Annotated in this window: 17 protein-coding genes; 8 read left to right on the top strand and 9 right to left on the bottom strand. The window is 69.1% G+C overall.

Features of this window, described 5'->3' with window-relative positions:
- The first annotated feature begins 48 nt into the window (after positions 1–48).
- The 5 genes from AB0M97_RS23210 (at position 49) to trxA (ending at position 4,965) form a co-directional block, all read left to right on the top strand.
- A complete protein-coding gene (locus AB0M97_RS23210) occupies positions 49–1,755 on the top strand; it encodes a protein kinase family protein (RefSeq protein WP_365962851.1) in 1,707 nt (568 codons plus the stop codon).
- A 33-nt stretch (positions 1,756–1,788) separates the two neighbouring features.
- Positions 1,789–2,511: an RNA polymerase sigma factor SigM gene (sigM, locus tag AB0M97_RS23205; protein ID WP_365962850.1), complete on the top strand. Its 723-nt coding sequence runs from the start codon at positions 1,789–1,791 to the stop codon at positions 2,509–2,511.
- The gene (locus tag AB0M97_RS23200) at positions 2,508–3,482 is read left to right on the top strand and encodes a hypothetical protein (protein WP_365962849.1); all 975 of its coding nucleotides are present in this window, start codon (positions 2,508–2,510) and stop codon (positions 3,480–3,482) included. The genes sigM and AB0M97_RS23200 overlap by 4 nt, the downstream gene beginning before the upstream one ends.
- Positions 3,483–3,617: 135 nt before the next feature.
- The gene (trxB, locus tag AB0M97_RS23195) at positions 3,618–4,586 is read left to right on the top strand and encodes a thioredoxin-disulfide reductase (protein ID WP_365962847.1); all 969 of its coding nucleotides are present in this window, start codon (positions 3,618–3,620) and stop codon (positions 4,584–4,586) included.
- A 46-nt stretch (positions 4,587–4,632) separates the two neighbouring features.
- Positions 4,633–4,965 (top strand): thioredoxin, encoded by a 333-nt coding sequence (gene trxA / locus AB0M97_RS23190; protein ID WP_003991504.1) that lies wholly within the window; start codon positions 4,633–4,635, stop codon positions 4,963–4,965.
- A gap of 154 nt (positions 4,966–5,119) precedes the next feature.
- On the opposite strand, the gene AB0M97_RS23185 is transcribed toward trxA, so the two are convergent.
- The 9 genes from AB0M97_RS23185 to rpmH all read right to left on the bottom strand — a co-directional run bounded on the left by AB0M97_RS23185 (position 5,120) and on the right by rpmH (position 12,058).
- Entirely contained in the window at positions 5,120–5,737 is a 618-nt protein-coding gene (locus AB0M97_RS23185; protein WP_365962846.1) for a GNAT family N-acetyltransferase, read from the bottom strand.
- 328 nt (positions 5,738–6,065) lie between these two features.
- Positions 6,066–7,166 (bottom strand): ParB/RepB/Spo0J family partition protein, encoded by a 1,101-nt coding sequence (locus AB0M97_RS23180; protein WP_365962845.1) that lies wholly within the window; start codon positions 7,164–7,166, stop codon positions 6,066–6,068.
- Positions 7,163–8,236, bottom strand: coding sequence for a ParA family protein (locus AB0M97_RS23175; RefSeq protein WP_365962844.1), 1,074 nt, complete (start codon positions 8,234–8,236; stop codon positions 7,163–7,165). The genes AB0M97_RS23180 and AB0M97_RS23175 overlap by 4 nt, the downstream gene beginning before the upstream one ends.
- 295 nt (positions 8,237–8,531) lie before the next feature.
- Positions 8,532–9,251, bottom strand: a complete 720-nt coding sequence (gene rsmG, locus AB0M97_RS23170) for a 16S rRNA (guanine(527)-N(7))-methyltransferase RsmG (protein WP_279550623.1) — start codon at positions 9,249–9,251, stop codon at positions 8,532–8,534.
- Positions 9,252–9,372: 121 nt separating this feature from the next.
- Complete coding sequence (locus AB0M97_RS23165; RefSeq protein ID WP_365962843.1) at positions 9,373–9,885, bottom strand: R3H domain-containing nucleic acid-binding protein; 513 nt, start codon at positions 9,883–9,885, stop codon at positions 9,373–9,375.
- A 14-nt stretch (positions 9,886–9,899) separates the two neighbouring features.
- Complete coding sequence (yidC, locus tag AB0M97_RS23160) at positions 9,900–11,174, bottom strand: membrane protein insertase YidC (protein WP_365962842.1); 1,275 nt, start codon at positions 11,172–11,174, stop codon at positions 9,900–9,902.
- A gap of 3 nt (positions 11,175–11,177) precedes the next feature.
- Entirely contained in the window at positions 11,178–11,531 is a 354-nt protein-coding gene (gene yidD / locus AB0M97_RS23155; RefSeq protein ID WP_365962841.1) for a membrane protein insertion efficiency factor YidD, read from the bottom strand.
- Positions 11,528–11,899 carry a ribonuclease P protein component gene (gene rnpA, locus AB0M97_RS23150; protein ID WP_365962840.1) on the bottom strand — a complete coding sequence of 124 codons (372 nt, stop codon included), beginning with the start codon at positions 11,897–11,899 and terminating at the stop codon, positions 11,528–11,530. Before rnpA ends, yidD begins: the two co-directional genes overlap by 4 nt.
- A gap of 21 nt (positions 11,900–11,920) precedes the next feature.
- Positions 11,921–12,058, bottom strand: a complete 138-nt coding sequence (gene rpmH, locus AB0M97_RS23145) for a 50S ribosomal protein L34 (RefSeq protein WP_003956500.1) — start codon at positions 12,056–12,058, stop codon at positions 11,921–11,923.
- 399 nt (positions 12,059–12,457) lie between these two features.
- On the opposite strand from rpmH, the gene dnaA reads away from it, so the two are divergent.
- The 3 genes from dnaA (at position 12,458) to gnd (ending at position 17,583) form a co-directional block, all read left to right on the top strand.
- On the top strand, positions 12,458–14,467 hold the full coding sequence (gene dnaA / locus AB0M97_RS23140) for a chromosomal replication initiator protein DnaA (RefSeq protein ID WP_365962839.1): 2,010 nt from the start codon (positions 12,458–12,460) through the stop codon (positions 14,465–14,467).
- A gap of 922 nt (positions 14,468–15,389) precedes the next feature.
- The gene (gene dnaN / locus AB0M97_RS23135; protein ID WP_365962838.1) at positions 15,390–16,520 is read left to right on the top strand and encodes a DNA polymerase III subunit beta; all 1,131 of its coding nucleotides are present in this window, start codon (positions 15,390–15,392) and stop codon (positions 16,518–16,520) included.
- Between the two features lie 187 nt (positions 16,521–16,707).
- Positions 16,708–17,583 carry a phosphogluconate dehydrogenase (NAD(+)-dependent, decarboxylating) gene (gnd, locus tag AB0M97_RS23130; protein ID WP_365962837.1) on the top strand — a complete coding sequence of 292 codons (876 nt, stop codon included), beginning with the start codon at positions 16,708–16,710 and terminating at the stop codon, positions 17,581–17,583.
- Positions 17,584–17,636: the final 53 nt, after the last annotated feature.

Raw genomic sequence — 17,636 nt, 5'->3', positions numbered from 1 at the left:
GCAACGGGTGTCGACCGGCGCGCATGGGATGGGGAGGCAGGAACGACGGTGGCGGATCGGAGCACAGCTGCCGTCGACGTGGCAGACGACAGCGGCGAGCAGTCGCTGACCGCGGAGGCGGACCAGTCCACGGCCGACGGGGTGGCCAACAACCGGGAGCGGGTCACGGACAGCGACGAGGCACAGGGGGGCATCGGGGCAGCGGATTCCGTGCAGGCCTCACCGCCCGAACTGCACAGCGGTCACAAACTCGCCAGACGGTACCGCCTCGAGGAGTGCGTCACCCGTCTGGACGGATTCAGCAGCTGGCGTGCCGTCGACGAGAAGCTCCGGCGCGCCGTCGGCGTCCACATCCTGCCGGCGGACCACTCCCGTGCCCGCTCGGTCCTGGCCGCGGCCCGTTCCTCCGCCCTGCTCGGCGATCCCCGCTTCGTCCAGGTGCTGGACGCCGTCGAGGAGAACGACCTCGTCTACGTCGTTCACGAGTGGCTCCCCGACGCCACCGAACTGACCACGCTCCTCGCCTACGGCCCGCTGGAGGTCTACGAGGCCTACCAGATGGTCAGCCAGGTGTCGGCCGCCATGGCCGCCGCCCACCGCGAAGGCCTCGCCCATCTGCGCCTGAACCCCAACGCCGTGCTGCGGACGTCCACCGGCCAGTGGCGCATCCGCGGCCTCGCCGTGAACGCCGCACTGCGCGGCGTCAGCTCCCACACCCCGCAGCGCACCGACACCGAGGCGATCGGCGCCCTGCTGTACGCGGCACTCACCCAGCGCTGGCCGTACGAGAGCGACGCCTACGGCCTGTCCGGTCTGCCGAAGGACATCGGTCTCATCCCACCGGACCAGGTGCGGGCCGGCGTCCACCGCGGGCTGTCCGAGCTGGCCATGCGGGCGCTCGCCAACGACGGCGCCACCGCGTCCCGCCACGAGTCCCCCTGCACCACGCCCGAGGAGCTGGTGAAGGCGATCAGCGAGATGCCGCGCATCCGCCCGCCGGAGCCCGCGTTCACCGCCCTGCCGGACTACCAGCGCACGACGTACCAGCAGGGCACGTACGGCCGTCAGACGCCGCTTCCGGGCAGCGTCCAGGCCGTCCCGGCGCCGCCGCTGCAGAGCCGCACCGGAAAGGCCTTGAAGTGGGCCGTCTCCGCGCTCCTCATCGCCGCCCTGGGCCTCGGCAGCTGGCAGCTCGCCGACGCGCTCATGGAGCAGGGCAAGTCCGACGACCCGAACCGGACGCGGACGACGGAAAACGACAAGGGCAGCAAGGGCCCCGAGCCCGCCAAGCCGATCACGGTCCAGGGCGCCCAGGAGTACGTCGCCAAGGGCGAGGCCCAGGCACCCGCGGACGTCGTCAGCACCTACGACGGCGACAGCTCGACGTACTGGCGTACCAAGCGCTATCACGAGGGCCCGACGCTCGCGCCCTACAAGCCGGGCGTGGGCATCGTCTACGATCTCGGCTCGGCGAAGGACGTCTCGGCGGCGTCGATAGGGCTCCGGTACGCCGGTGACCACACGACCGTGCAGCTCTACGCCACCGACGCGCTGTCCCCCTCGACGGGCCTCGACGGGATGAAGGGGATCGGCACCGCCACCACCAGCGGCACGTCCCTCACCGTCAAGGCGGCGAAGTCCGTGAAGACGCGGTACGTCCTGCTGTGGGTCACGGCGGTGCCGAGCGCACCCGCCGACGGCTACAGCAGCGCCGGCTACAAGCAGGCCATCACCGACGTGCAGTTCAAGGGCTGACGGTTTCCGTACCGCACCAGGGGAGGGGGCCCGATGGATGACACCGCGTACGGTGACGTCAGCGATCAGGACCTCCTGGCACGCCATGTGGAGGGCGACTCCGACGCCTTCGGCGAACTCGTACGGCGTCACCGCGACCGGCTGTGGGCGGTGGCGCTGAGAACGCTCGGAGACCGCGAGGAGGCCGCCGACGCGGTCCAGGACGCCCTGGTCTCCGCCTACCGCGCCGCCCACACCTTCCGGGGCCAGGCGGCCGTCACCACGTGGCTGCACCGCATCACGGTGAACGCCTGCCTCGACCGCGCCCGCAAGGCGGCCTCCCGCAAGACCGCGCCGGTGGACGACACCGAGCGCCTGGAGACTCTGCTGGAGCCGCACGAGGCGGCCTCGGAGCCCGCCGAGCGCAACGATCTGCACCGCCAGCTCATCGAGGCCCTGGGCACGCTGCCTCCCGACCAGCGAGCCGCGCTCGTCCTCGTCGACATGCAGGGCTACCCGGTCGCCGAGGCGGCCCGCGTCCTCGACGTGCCGAACGGCACGGTGAAAAGCCGGTGCGCCCGCGGCAGGGCGAAGCTGCTGCCGCTGCTCACCCATCTCCGCCCGGGATCCGACGCCGACGACGACCCGGGCGGGGAACGGAACCGGACTCAGGGGACATCCGTCCCACCCGCAGCGGGAACGCATGGATCGGGCCCGCCGACGGGTACAGGACCGAGCGACTCAGCTGCAGTGAAGGGCGGAGGTGGGCGAGCGTGACATCGACGGACACGGCCGGGCACCCGGACGTCGCGGAGATCTCCGACCTCACCGAAGGCCTGCTCCCGCCCGCACGGACCGCAGACATACGGCAGCACCTGGACGCGTGCGACCTGTGCGCGGACGTCCACGCGTCGCTGGAGGAGATCCGGGGTCTGCTCGGCACCCTGCCCGGCCCCACCCACATGCCTGCCGATGTCGCGGGCCGCATCGATGCCGCCCTCGCGGCGGAGGCCCTCCTCAACGCCACCGCTCCGGACCCCGCCGAGACGCCCGCCGCGGCCACCCTGGCCCGGCCCGGGGTGTCGTACTCTCCGGGCGAGCCGTCGCACGGGCCCACTGACCAGACCTCGGACGCCGACGAGCCCGGCCATGTTTCACGTGAAACAACCCCAGCGGCGGACCGCCCCGCCGGACGTGCCCGCGCCACCACCACCGGCCCCGGCCGCAAGAACCGCAAGCGGGCCGGACGCCGCAGAATCGCCGTCCTCGGGGCTGTCTTCACCGTCGCCGCCCTGGGGCTCGGCTCGGTGCTGCTGTCGGCACTGGACGACGGCAAGCAGTCCGATGAAACGGCGCAGGGCCGGCAGTCCGCCTCCGCGGACACCTTCTCCGAGGGCAATCTGGAGAGCCAGGTCACGGCTCTGCTCGCCAAGAGCGAGCCCAAGGACCGCGGGCCCCGGACACCGAACAGCCCCGGCGCGGAATCCGTCCCGGACGGCAATGAACCGAAGGTCCTGAAGGAGCCCGCGGTCCCGGCCTGCGTGCGCGAGGGCATCGGACGCAACGACACGGCACTGGCCGCCGAAGAGGGCACCTTCCGGGGCGGCGAGGCGATGCTCGTGGTGCTGCCCGACCCTTCGGACGCCACCCGGGTCACCGCCTACGTCGTCGAAGCGACCTGCGTGGCCCAGCCGTCGGCCTCCGCCACGGCGAAGGTGCTCCTGAAGGAGACCTACCCGCGTTCCTGAGCCTCTGGGCTCCGTCTCGGGGTTGCCCCGCCACAACGGGAATGCGCGCCCCTTAGGATCCGTTGGGTGGGGTGAGAGTTCTGAGGAAGGCTCCCACCGGACCTAACGACGCAGTCCAGAGACGAGGAACAAGCCGTGAGCGACGTCCGAAACGTGATCATCATCGGCTCCGGGCCCGCCGGTTACACGGCGGCGCTCTACACCGCACGCGCGTCGCTGAAGCCCTTGGTGTTCGAGGGTGCCGTCACCGCAGGTGGCGCCCTGATGAACACCACCGAGGTCGAGAACTTCCCGGGCTTCCAGGAAGGCATCATGGGCCCCGAGCTCATGGACAACATGCGGGCCCAGGCCGAGCGCTTCGGCGCCGAACTCGTCCCGGACGACATCGTCTCCGTCGACCTCGCCGGTGAGATCAAGACCGTCACGGACACCGCCGGAACCGTCCACAAGGCGAAGGCCGTCATCGTCGCCACCGGCTCCCAGCACCGCAAGCTCGGGCTGCCGAACGAGGACGCCCTCTCGGGCCGCGGCGTCTCCTGGTGCGCCACCTGTGACGGCTTCTTCTTCAAGGACCAGGACATCGCCGTGGTCGGTGGCGGCGACACCGCGATGGAGGAGGCCACGTTCCTCTCCCGGTTCGCCAAGTCCGTGACCATCGTCCACCGCCGTGACACCCTGCGCGCCTCCAAGGCGATGCAGGAGCGCGCCTTCGCCGATCCGAAGATCACGTTCATCTGGGACAGCGAGGTCGCCGAGATCCAGGGCGACCCGAAGCTCTCGGGCCTGAAGCTGCGCAACCTCAAGACCGGTGAGCTGTCCGACCTCGCGGTCACGGGCCTGTTCATCGCGATCGGCCACGACCCGCGTACGGAACTCTTCAAGGGTCAACTGGAGCTGGACGAGGAGGGCTATCTGATGGTCGAAGCCCCCTCGACCCGTACGAACATGACCGGTGTCTTCGCCGCCGGTGACGTGGTCGACCACACCTACCGTCAGGCGATCACCGCGGCCGGCACCGGTTGTGCAGCCGCCCTCGACGCCGAGCGCTTCCTCGCCGCTCTCGCGGACGAGGAGCCGGCGGAGCCCGAGAAGACCGCTGTCTGACCCTCTCTACCCCACCCCGCGCACCAACCAGTTAAGGAGCCCAGCCGTGGCCGGCACCCTGAAGAATGTGACTGACGACTCCTTCGAGCAGGACGTCCTCAAGAGCGACAAGCCCGTCCTGGTGGACTTCTGGGCCGCTTGGTGCGGTCCGTGCCGCCAGATCGCTCCGTCCCTCGAGGCCATCGCCGCCGAGTACGGCGACAAGATCGAGGTCGTCAAGCTCAACATCGACGAGAACCCGGGTACGGCCGCCAAGTACGGCGTCATGTCCATCCCGACCCTGAACGTCTACCAGGGTGGCGAGGTCGCCAAGACCATCGTCGGTGCGAAGCCGAAGGCCGCCATCGTGCGCGACCTTGAGGACTTCATCGCCGAGTGACGCCGCTGAGGCGCCCGAAGCGCTCGCGGAGGCGATGTTTCACGTGAAACACGAGGGGGCCGACCCGAAAAGGTCGGCCCTCTCGCATGCCCGGTGTCGTCGGGCGGCTCCTCATGACGGGTGCCGTCAGAGCGGCTTGTTGCGAGGAGTGCCGTCACAGTGGCCTGAGCGCCGGCTCCTTCTGCACGGCGCCGAGGAGCCGGTCGATCGCCAGCTCCACGTCTTCCTTCCAGGACAGCGTCGACCGCAGCTCCAGTCTCAGCCGCGGATACGTGGGATGCGGCCGGACGGTCTTGAAGCCCACCGCCAGCAGATGATCGGCGGGCAGCACACACGCCGGTTCCGTCCAGCGGGCGTCCCCGAACGCCTCGATCGCCTTGAAGCCCCGCCGCAGAAGATCCTTGGCGACCGTCTGGACCATCACCCGGCCGAGTCCCTGCCCCTGGTAGCCCGGCACGATGAACGCGGTCATCAGCTGCACCGCGTCGGGGGAGACAGGGCTCGTGGGGAACGCCGTAGAGCGCGGGACGTAGGCGGGGGGAGCGTAGAGGACAAAGCCCACGGGCACATCGTCGACGTAGACGACCCGGCCGCAGGATCCCCAGTCCAGCAGGACGGCGGAGATCCAGGCCTCCTTCTCCAGCGCGGGTGTGCCTGCCTTTACCGCTGCTTCACCGCTGACGGGGTCCAGCTCCCAGAAGACACATGTGCGGCAGCGCTGGGGAAGGTCTTGAAGGTTGTCCAGCGTGAGCGGTACGAGCCGACGCCCCATGAAGGCTGTTCCTCGCTTCCTTCGCCCGCGGCCACACGGGCTGCTGTCAGAGCACTCCGTTCCTTGAGCAGGCCGCCAAGGAACCCGCCGACCACGCCGAGCCCCAGGCCCGCACTCACCAGTCCGGTGCGACTCATCGTTCGCATGGCCCCTGCCTCCCTCCAGACGTCTTGCCAGGTGGATGCGCCATACCCGATCGCATCGTATCCACGATGCGTTTGCGTCGAAACCGGCAGAAAGCAAAAGGCGGACCGCATTCCGGTACACACCGGACGCGGCCCGCCCTGTCGGCCGACGGAGCGGATGCACCGCTGCGTCGGCCAGCGGCTCAGTACTCCGTGTCCTCGGAGTCGTCCTCCGTCAGTCCCTTCTGCAGGACCGGCCCCTCGCCGGGGGCGAGCGAACTGAGGATCCGCTCAAGGTCCTCCATCGAGGCGAACTCGACGGTGATCTTGCCCTTCTTCTGGCCCAGGTCGACCTTCACCCGCGTCTCGAAACGGTCCGAGAGGCGCGTGGCGAGTTCGCTCAACGCCGGGGAGACCCGGGCACCGGCCCGCGGCCCCTTGGCCCGCTGAGGCTTCTGCGGACGGGACCCCATCAGGGTCACGATCTCCTCGACGGCCCGCACCGACAGCCCTTCGGCCACGATCCGGTGGGCGAGGCGGTCCTGCTCCTCCGAGTCCTCCACGGAGAGCAGCGCACGCGCATGCCCGGCGGAGAGCACCCCGGCGGCGACCCGGCGCTGAACCGCCGGAGACAGCTTCAGCAGACGCAGGGTGTTCGAGACCTGCGGGCGGGAACGGCCGATGCGATCCGCCAGCTGGTCGTGCGTGCAGTTGAAGTCCCTCAGCAACTGGTCGTAGGCGGCTGCCTCTTCCAGCGGGTTCAGCTGGGCCCGGTGCAGGTTCTCCAGGAGCGCGTCCAAGAGGAGCTTCTCGTCCTCCGTGGCCCGCACGATCGCCGGGATCGCCTCCAGACCGGCCTCACGGCAGGCCCTCCAGCGGCGCTCACCCATGATGAGTTCGTAGCGCCCGGGACCCGTCTGGCGTACGACGACGGGCTGGAGGAGGCCGACCTCCTTGATGGAGGTGACGAGTTCCTGCAGCGCGTCCTCGTCGAAAACCTCACGCGGCTGGCGCGGGTTCGGCGTGATCGCGTCGAGCGGAAGCTCGGCAAAGTGCGCGCCCACGGGGGCCGCGGGCATATCCGCCCTCGCGGCCGACTCCTCTGTTTCACGTGAAACAGGCGGCTGGGGCAGCGTCGCCACCTTGGCCGCGGCCACGCCACGCTCGGACGTCAGAACCGGCACACCGGTGGGCGACGAGGAAGCGGTGCCCCCCACCACGGCCGGAGCCACCGTCTTCTCTGTCGGGGCAGCAGGGATCAGCGCGCCAAGGCCACGGCCCAACCCCCTCCGTCGCTCGCTCACTGAATCCCCTCCACCAGGTTCGGATCATTCTCTGCGCCGACGTGGGCGTTCGACGCGTCATAGCTGACGCCAACGCCCCGCAGCGCGATTTCCCGTGCGGCCTCAAGATAGGAGAGGGCACCGCTCGATCCAGGATCGTAGGTCAGCACCGTCTGCCCGTAGCTCGGCGCCTCGGAAATACGGACCGAGCGCGGGATGCTCGTCCGCAGTACCTCGTCGCCGAAGTGGTTGCGCACCTCGTCCGCGACCTGCGACGCGAGTCGCGTCCGGCCGTCGTACATGGTGAGCAGGATGGTCGACACATGCAGTGTGGGGTTGAGGTGCCCCCGCACCAGATCGACGTTGCGCAGCAGTTGGCCCAGGCCCTCCAGCGCGTAGTACTCGCACTGGATGGGGATGAGGACCTCCTGGCCCGCGACCAACGCGTTCACCGTGAGCAGGCCGAGCGAGGGCGGGCAGTCGATGAGGACGTAGTCCAGCGGCTGCTCATACGCCTGGATCGCACGCTCCAGCCGGCTTTCCCGCGCCACCAGGGACACCAGCTCGATCTCCGCACCGGCGAGATCGATCGTGGCGGGGGCGCAGAAGAGTCCCTCGACATCGGGGACCGGTTGGACGACCTCAGAAAGGGGCTTGCTGTCGATCAGCACGTCGTAGATCGACGGCACTTCGGCGTGATGGTCGATACCCAGGGCTGTGGACGCGTTGCCCTGAGGGTCGAGGTCGATCACCAGGACACGGCCGCCGTGCAGAGCCAGGGATGCGGCAAGGTTGACGGTCGTCGTCGTCTTGCCCACACCGCCCTTCTGGTTGGCGACCACGATGATCCGGGTCTGCTCGGGCCGTGGCAGGCCCTCGCCGGCGCGGCCCAGAGCTTCCACCGCCAGTTGGGCAGCACGACCGATGGGAGTGTCGTCCATTGGAGGCGGTGTTTCACGTGAAACATCCGCCCCCATCGACTCGGTACGGGGACCGGGGACCGGATCGGTCATCGGTCCCGCGATATTGGCGTCGGACCGCAAGGATTCACTCTCCTCGACTTCAGGCTCGCGATGAACAGAGCCTCCCATGCCTTCAGGGTCGGGAACCAGTGAGGCCTGGCGTTCTGTGGAAAAACCCACCTCTGTGGACAACTCCGTGACCTGTTCGGGGGACGGAGCCTCGTCAGTAGCGGAGTTTTCCTCACGGGACCCCAAGGATCCCAGAGGCTTCCGGTCTCGGGGTTCGGCCGCAGCGCGGCCTCGACTGATGATGCCGTGCAACAGTGAGCGACGTTTCACGTGAAACACGATGCACAGCAGCCGAGACCGGATGGCCGCGACACTCCGAGTTATATGGGTTTGGCAGCTTGTGTGGAGTAGGGAGTCAGCCGCGACGGCGGCGCGCACGTCCCGTCCGGGCGGCCTTGGCCCGCTTGGCGGCGAAGCGCACACCGCCCGGACTCTCGCCGACCTCGACCCGCACCACGGTCGACATCGGGTCGACCACGCCCTCACCGACATGGAGGATCGACGTCTCCACGGCACCGAGCTTGCTCAGTGCCGTGGCCGCGCTCTTGAGTTCCTCCTCGGCGGTGTCGCCCTTGAGTGCGAGCATCTCCCCGTACGGGCGCAGCAGCGGAATGCCCCAGGTGGCCAGGCGGTCCAGCGGCGCCACGGCGCGTGCCGTCACCACATGAACCGGCGGGAGCTTGCCCATGACCTCCTCGGCACGTCCGCGCACCACGGTCACATGGTCCAGGCCGAGCAGTTCCACGACCTCGGTGAGGAAGTTGGTGCGCCGCAGCAGCGGCTCCAGGAGCGTGATCTTGAGATCCTCCCGGACCAGCGCGAGGGGAATCCCCGGCAGGCCGGCGCCAGAGCCGACGTCGCACACCGTCACCGCCTCCGGCACGACCTCCGAGAGCACCGCGCAGTTCAGCAGGTGCCGCTCCCACAGCCGGGGCACTTCACGGGGGCCGATGAGCCCTCGCTGCACACCCGCCTCGGCGAGCAGCTCCGCGTAGCGGACCGCGTCGGCGTACCGATCGCCGAACACCTCACGCGCCTGCTCGGGAACAGGGGGAAGCTCCGCTGCCTCCGTCACGGGGACCGTCCTTCCGTACGGTGTCGGCACGGACGCCGACACCAGAACCACCAGAACTATCAGGCTGACAAAGTTCGGCCCCGCCTGCGCAACAGACGGGGCCGGAGGAGAGGGAGACCGGTCAGGCGGGAAGCACGACGACGAAACGCTGCGGCTCCTCGCCCTCGGACTCGCTGCGCAGGCCGGCGGCCTTGACCGCGTCGTGCACGACCTTGCGCTCGAACGGAGTCATCGGGTTCAGCCTCACGGGCTCGCCGCTGTTCTTGACGTCGGCGACGGCCTTGGCGCCCAGCTCGGACAGCTCGGCACGCTTGCGGGCCCGGTATTCCGCGATGTCCAGCATCAGCCGGCTGCGGTCACCGGTCTCCCGGTGCACGGCCAGACGCGTCAGCTCCTGGAGAGCTTCCAGGACCTCGCCGTCCCGGCCGACCAGCTTCTGCAGATCACGGCTGCCCGTGTCGCTGACGATCGAGACGGAGGCACGGTCGGCCTCGACGTCCATGTCGATGTCACCGTCGAGGTCGGCGATGTCGAGCAGACCCTCCAGATAGTCCGCAGCGATCTCGCCCTCCTGCTCCAGGCGGGAGAGGGTGTCTGCGCCCTCGGCAGCGGCGGAGGTGGTGCCTTCCGTCACGGATGGACTCCTTCTTACTTCTTGGACGGGGACTTGGGCCGCTGCGGACCCTTGCGCTGACCGGACTGGGCCTTGCTGCGGCCGCTGGAGCCGGCCTTCTTCGCACCGCCGGCGGGCTTGGCGCCACCCGCGGGCTTGGCGTCCTCAGGGGTCTCGGACTTGGTCAGCGACGTCTTCGCCTCGGCCTCGGCTGCCGCCTTGGCCGCCTGCCGCTGGGCCTTGGTCTGCCGCTTGGGCTGCTGACGCCGGGGCGTGGCGCCGACCGGCGTGCCGTCCTCGGTCTCGGCGACGGCCACGGCCTCGCTCTTCACGACGCTGCCGTCGGGCTGGGCCGCCAGGCCCGCCTTGCTCAGGCCGTTGATGAACTTCCGCTCGTACTCGTTGCGGTCGCGGCCCTTGGCGACGATGGTCTTGACGATGGCGCGCTCGCTGCGCCGACGAACCTTGCCGTGGTGCGTGACGTGCTTGTGGAGGCGCTCCAGGTAGGCGGCCTGGGCCTTGGAACCCGGGGTCGGGTTGTTGTGGATGACGTACATCTGCTGGCCCATCGTCCACAGGTTCGTGGTCAGCCAGTAGACGAGGACACCGACCGGGAAGTTGATGCCGAAGACCGCGAACATGATCGGGAAGATGTACATCAGCATCTTCTGCTGCTGCATGAAGGGCGTCTTCACCGTGGTGTCGACGTTCTTCGTCATCAGCTGGCGCTGCGTGTAGAACTGCGACAGCGACATCAGGATGATCATGACGGCGGTGACGATCCGGACGTCGGTGAGCGAGGAGCCAAGCGCCTCGACCTTCGACGAGCTGTCCGTGAACTTCACCGCGAGCGGGGCCCCGACGATGTGGGCCTTCTGCGCGCTCTCGAGAAGACGCTCGTTGATCACGCCGACGGTGTCGTTCGACGCGATGCTGTTGAGCACGTGGTACAGAGCGAAGAAGAACGGCGACTGCGCCAGGATGGGAAGGCACGAGGAGAGCGGGTTGGTGCCCGTCTCCTTGTACAGCTTCATCATCTCTTCGGACTGGCGCTGCCGGTCGTTCTTGTAGCGCTCCTGGATCTTCTTCATCTCCGGCTGGAGCGTCTGCATGGCGCGCGTCGCCTTGATCTGCTTCACGAAGAGCGGGATCAGGCAGATGCGGATCAGGATCACCAGGGACACGATCGACAGGCCCCAGGCCCACCCGCTGTCGGCGCCGAAGAGGGCGCCGTACACCTTGTGGAACTGGACGATGACCCAGGAGACCGGTGTCGTGATGAAGCTGAAGAGGCTGGCAATCGTGTCCACTAATCATGCTCCTTGCGCATGGGACGAGGTCTCTGCGGCCGGGCTCGAGGGAGCCTGTCCCTCGGTGGCCGGTTCGGCGGCGGAGTGCCCGCCCTTGCGTGCCCGCCAGGCGTCACGCAGCACTTCGTGCCACCGAGGACGCCTGCGCGGCGGAACATGGTCCACCCCGCCGAGCGACCACGGGTTGCACCGCAGGATGCGCCAGGCGGTGAGGGCCGTTCCCTTGATCGCACCGTGCCGGTCGATGGCCGTGTAGCCGTAGTGGGAACACGACGGGTAGTACTTGCAGACCGGCCCCAGCAGCGGACTGATCGTCCACTGGTACAGCTTGATCAGAGCCAGCAGCGGGTACTTCATCGCGCGCCCCCTCCCAGCAGCCGCTGCAGCGCGGCGTCCAGGTCTCGGGCCAGCTGTGCATGGTCAGCGTCACCCGCACCGGGCAGCGCTCGTACGACTACCAGGCTACCGGGGGGAAACAGGTCGACCCGGTCGCGCATCAGATGGCGAAGCCTGCGCTTCACCTTGTTGCGCACCACCGCGCCGCCCACGGCCTTGCTCACGACGAAACCCGCACGCGTCGGGGGAGCACTCTCCCCAGGCGCGTGCGGGTCCGTGGCACCGCTACGAAAGTGGACGACGAGGCTCGGGCGACCGGCCCTGCGACCTCGTCGTACCGCGGTCGCGAAGTCCTCGCGCCGCCTCAGCCGGTTCTCGGTGGGCAGCACGACGTCATGACCTGACCGGGATCAGGCGGACAGACGGGCGCGACCCTTGCTACGGCGGGACGCGAGAATCGCGCGGCCGGCACGGGTGCGCATACGCAGCCGGAAGCCGTGGGTCTTCGCGCGACGACGGTTGTTCGGCTGGAAGGTGCGCTTGCTCACTCGGGGGCTCCAGTAAGAATTCGATGTTTGGCGGTGCCGTCCTGGCTGTCACCGTGCGCCCACGAGTAGCTCGCGTTACGCCCGTGTGCACCGCTTACCGATCACCGTGCGTGATCTGTGCCCATCGGAGGCAGGCGGCAGCAGCCATCGACAACTCGACCTGGTTACGGTACGCGCGGCTGCGCCATTCGGTCAAACCAAGGGTCATGGCGAGACACTGTCCACAGCCTGGGGACAACAACTTGAACCGTACCCGCCGCCCTGACTACCGTGACTGGACTCCGAATCGTTCCCTTGTCGCCTGCCCCAGCGGGTCTGCTCCCGCGCACCCGCCCGAATGACATCCCGACCCGGTCCGCGAACCACACGTTCGAGGGACCTCGTGAGAGAGCGTGCCCTGTGGCTGACGTACCTGCCGATCTTGCCGCAGTGTGGCCACGCGTATTGGAGCAGCTACTCGGCGAGGGCCGTGGTCAGGGTGTGGAGGCGAAGGACGAACACTGGATCCGGCGCTGCCAGCCGCTCGCGCTGGTCGCCGACACCGCACTGCTCGCCGTACCGAACGAATTCGCCAAGGGCGTGCTCGAGGGGCGCCTCGCGCCGGTCGTCAGCGAGACGCTGAGCCGCGAGTGCGGCCGGCCGATCCGCATCGCGATCACCGTCGACGACTCCGCCGGCGAGCCCCCGGCCCCGCCCCGCCAGCAGCAGCGGTACGACGAACCCGAGCCGCCCTCGGGCGGTGGCCAGGGCCGCGACGGCTACGACCAGGGCGGCCGGGACAGCCGCGAGCGCGACGGCTACGAGGGATACGGCCGTCACCGCGCCGAGCCGCACCAGGGCCCGTCCGGCGACCAGCTGCCGACCGCCCGGCCGACGTACCCGTCGGAGTACCAGCGTCCCGAGCCCGGCTCCTGGCCGCGTCCCTCGCAGGACGACTACGGCTGGCAGCAGCAGCGGCTCGGCTTCCCCGAGCGCGACCCCTACGCGTCACCGTCGCAGGACGCGTACGGCTCCTCGCAGGACGGCTACGGCACCCACGGCCACGACGCCTACGGCGCGCCGTCCCAGGACGGGTACGGCCCGTCCTCCCAGGACTCCTACGGCGCTCCCTCGCACTCCCAGGACCCCTACGGCCCCCCGTCGCACGAGTACCGCCCGCAGCCCAGGGACCGCGGGGGCTACGACGGGCAGCGCGGCGAGTACGAGCAGTCGCGCGGCGACTACGAGCCGCGCGACGCCCGCCGCGAGCTGCCCGAGCCGGGGCCCGGCTCGGGGCACGTGCACCGCGGCGGCCCCGTCGGCCCGAACCTGCCGACCACCGGCGCGCCCGGCCCGCTGGCCGCGCAGCCCGCGCCGGCGACCGGCCCCGGTGAGCCGACCGCGCGGCTGAACCCGAAGTACCTCTTCGACACGTTCGTCATCGGCGCCTCGAACCGGTTCGCGCACGCGGCGGCGGTGGCCGTCGCCGAGGCACCGGCGAAGGCGTACAACCCCCTGTTCATCTACGGCGAGTCGGGGCTCGGCAAGACGCACCTGCTGCACGCGATCGGGCACTACGCGCGCAGCCTCTACCCGGGCACGCGCGTGCGGTACGTGAGCTCGGAGGAGTTCACCAACGAGTTCATCAACTCCATCCGCGACGGCAAGGGCGACAGCTTCCGCAAGCGGTACCGCGAGATGGACATCCTGCTCGTCGACGACATCCAGTTCCTGGCGGACAAGGAGTCGACGCAGGAGGAGTTCTTCCACACCTTCAACACACTGCACAACGCCAACAAGCAGATCGTGCTCTCCAGCGACCGGCCGCCCAAGCAGCTGGTCACCCTGGAGGACCGGCTGCGCAACCGCTTCGAGTGGGGTCTGATCACCGACGTCCAGCCGCCCGAGCTGGAGACGCGCATCGCGATCCTGCGGAAGAAGGCGGTCCAGGAACAGCTCAACGCCCCGCCGGAGGTACTGGAGTTCATCGCCTCCCGGATCTCGCGGAACATCCGTGAGCTGGAGGGCGCGCTGATCCGGGTGACGGCGTTCGCGTCGCTCAACCGGCAGCCGGTGGACCTCGGGCTGACGGAGATCGTCCTCAAGGACCTGATGCCCGGCGGCGAGGACTCGGCGCCCGAGATCACCTCGACGGCGATCATGGGCGCGACCGCCGACTACTTCGGGCTCACGGTCGAGGACCTCTGCGGCACCTCGCGCGGGCGGGCGCTGGTGACGGCCCGCCAGATCGCCATGTACCTGTGCCGGGAGCTGACGGATCTGTCGCTGCCGAAGATCGGCGCGCTGTTCGGCGGCCGGGACCACACGACGGTCATGCACGCGGACCGCAAGATCCGCAATCTGATGGCCGAGCGGCGCTCCATCTACAACCAGGTGACGGAGCTGACGAACCGCATCAAGGCGGGCTGACCGCAGCACGGTTACAGCCTTCGAGGCGCCCCTGGAGGAGATCCGGGGGCGCCTTTCTCGTGCCCTGGCGGTTCCTGCCGGCCTCCCGGCGGCACCGGCGCGGGTCTCGCCGGCACTGGCGCAGGTCTCGGCGCCGTAACCCCCTGTTCGAATAGCTGCCGGGTTACGGTCTCCCTCCACAGATTCGGCGACTTTTTCGCGTCCACATGCTGGGGACCGGGAAGTTGTCCCGATCTTGTCCACAGCGCACGGTGGTGAAAGATGATCAGGCCAGGTCACCTGCCTGTGGATCGGTGGACGGAGGATCTCCACAGCTTGTGGACAAGGAGTTGGTCCACAGGCTGTGCACAAAGTTGTCCACGGGCAACCCACAGGATGCGGCCGGTTGTCCCCAGCGATCCGGGGTTTCTCCACATGCCTGTCCACTGTTCGGCAACGTGACGCGCCTCCTCACCGGGTCGAGTGAAAGGCGTCACACAAAGGTGCCGGGTTGGGCTGTGGGAAAGGTGGGTAAACCTGGGGACGGCCCTGGGGAGAACTCGCCCGGTCCTGTGCATGGGGTGTGCAGAACTTTCTGTTCTCCACAGAAGCCCCTGGTTGTCCACCGCCTCCGCCCACAGGACCAGTGGACAAAATTGTGGGCCTGAGCTGGGAAAACGGGGTTATCCACGGTATCCACAGGCCCTACTACTACTCCCGACCATAGAGAGCCAGGAATTCGTTTCGAAGCGGGTCCTGTGCACAACTCGCCGTCTCGAGCCCGGCTGCCCGTCGGTACGACTTGACCCCGAGGGGCACCTACTGTCAGTGCCGTGCGTCAGACTGGTCCCGGTGTCCCTCCCTTCCCCGGGGCCGACGACACCGAGACAGCGACGAAGGCGAAGCAGGGCGAGAACGCCGGCAACAGCAGGAGGCGGCTTAGGTGAAGATCCGGGTGGAACGCGACGTACTCGCGGAGGCAGTGGCCTGGGCGGCGCGCAGCCTCCCGGCCCGTCCGCCGGCGCCTGTCCTCGCCGGCCTGCTCCTGAAGGCCGAGGACGGGGCGCTGAGCCTGTCCAGCTTCGACTACGAGGTCTCGGCGCGGGTGTCCGTGGAGGCGGAGGTCGAGGAGGACGGCACGGTGCTCGTCTCCGGCCGCCTGCTCGCCGACATCTCGCGCGCCCTTCCCAACCGGCCGGTGGAGATTTCCACAGACGGTGTACGGGCGACGGTGGTGTGCGGCTCCTCGCGGTTCACCCTCCACACCCTGCCTGTGGAGGAGTACCCGGCGCTGCCGCAGATGCCGAACGCGACGGGCACGGTCCCCGGCGAGGTCTTCTCGTCGGCCGTGCAGCAGGTCGCCATCGCCGCCGGCCGCGACGACACACTGCCCGTGCTGACCGGTGTGCGCATCGAGATCGAGGGCGACACGGTGACACTGGCGTCCACCGACCGTTACCGCTTCGCGGTCCGCGAGTTCCTGTGGAAGCCGGAGAACCCTGAGGCGTCCGCGGTCGCCCTGGTGCCCGCCAAGACGCTGCTGGACACGGCCAAGGCGCTGACCAGCGGGGACCAGGTGACGCTGGCGCTGTCCGGCTCGGGCGCCGGTGAGGGCCTGATCGGTTTCGAGGGCGCCGGCCGGCGCACCACGACGCGCCTGCTGGAGGGCGACCTCCCGAAGTACCGCACGCTGTTCCCGACGGAGTTCAACAGCGTCGCCGTCATCGAGACCGCCCCCTTCGTGGAGGCCGTCAAGCGCGTGTCGCTGGTCGCCGAGCGCAACACCCCGGTGCGGCTCAGCTTCGAGCAGGGCGTGCTGATCCTGGAGGCCGGCTCCAGCGACGACGCACAGGCTGTGGAAAGGGTCGACGCCCAGCTGGAGGGCGACGACATCTCGATCGCCTTCAACCCGACGTTCCTGCTGGACGGCCTGAGCGCGATCGACTCCCCGGTGGCCCAGCTGTCGTTCACGACGTCCACGAAGCCCGCGCTGCTCAGCGGCAAGCCGGCGCTGGACGCCGAGGCGGACGAGGCCTACAAGTACCTGATCATGCCGGTGCGCCTGAGCGGCTGACGACGGTCCCGGCCGGTTGTCCACAGCGCCCCCGGGCCCGGTGGACAACCGCGTCGGCGGGCGAAGCCGCAGGTCGGGGCGACGTATGAGCGCGTATGCCCACAGGTGTGCGTCACCGTCCGGGTTTAGGCTCGGACAGGCACGCAAGTGCCGTAACGCCACCTCGCACCCTTAAGGAACGCAACTGATGGAGCTCGGTCTCGTCGGCCTCGGCAAGATGGGCGGCAACATGCGCGAGCGGATCCGCCGCGCGGGCCACACCGTCGTCGGATACGACCGCAACCCGGACCTCGCCGATGTCCACAGCCTCGAAGAGCTGGTGGGCAAGCTCAAGGGTCCGCGCGTGGTCTGGGTGATGGTCCCGGCCGGCGAAGCCACCCAGTCCACGATCGACGAGCTCGCCGAGCTGCTCGAGCCCGGCGACGTGGTCGTGGACGGCGGCAACTCCCGCTGGACGGACGACGAGAAGCACGCCGAGGAGCTGGCCGCCAAGGGCATCGGCTTCGTCGACTGCGGCGTCTCAGGCGGCGTCTGGGGCCTGGAGAACGGCTACGCGCTGATGTACGGCGGCGACCCGGAGAACGTCGCCAAGGTGCAGCCGGTCTTCGACGCACTCAAGCCGGAGGGCGACTTCGGCTCGGTGCACGCCGGCAGGGTCGGCGCGGGCCACTTCGCCAAGATGGTCCACAACGGCATCGAGTACGCCATGATGCAGGCCTACGCCGAAGGCTGGGAGCTGCTGGAGAAGGTCGACCCGGTGACCGACGTCCGGGAGGTCTTCCGCTCCTGGCAGGAGGGCACCGTCATCCGCTCCTGGCTGCTCGACCTCGCGGTCAACGCCCTGGACGAGGACGAGCACCTGGACGGGCTCCGGGGTTATGCACAGGACTCCGGCGAGGGACGCTGGACCGTGGAGGCCGCGATCGACAACGCGGTCCCGCTGCCGGCGATCACCGCGTCGCTGTTCGCGCGGTTCGCCTCCCGTCAGGAGGACTCGCCGCAGATGAAGATGATCGCGGCGCTGCGCAACCAGTTCGGCGGCCACGCGGTCGAGAAGAAGTAATCCACAGGGCCGCTCCAGCGGTCCACAACGCCGGGGGAGGTCGGCGAACGACC

This window comes from Streptomyces sp. NPDC051207, from assembly GCF_040682395.1.
Classification (GTDB): domain Bacteria; phylum Actinomycetota; class Actinomycetes; order Streptomycetales; family Streptomycetaceae; genus Streptomyces.
Note: the sequence above shows the minus strand (reverse complement) of the source record. Positions and strands in the feature narration are given on the sequence as shown.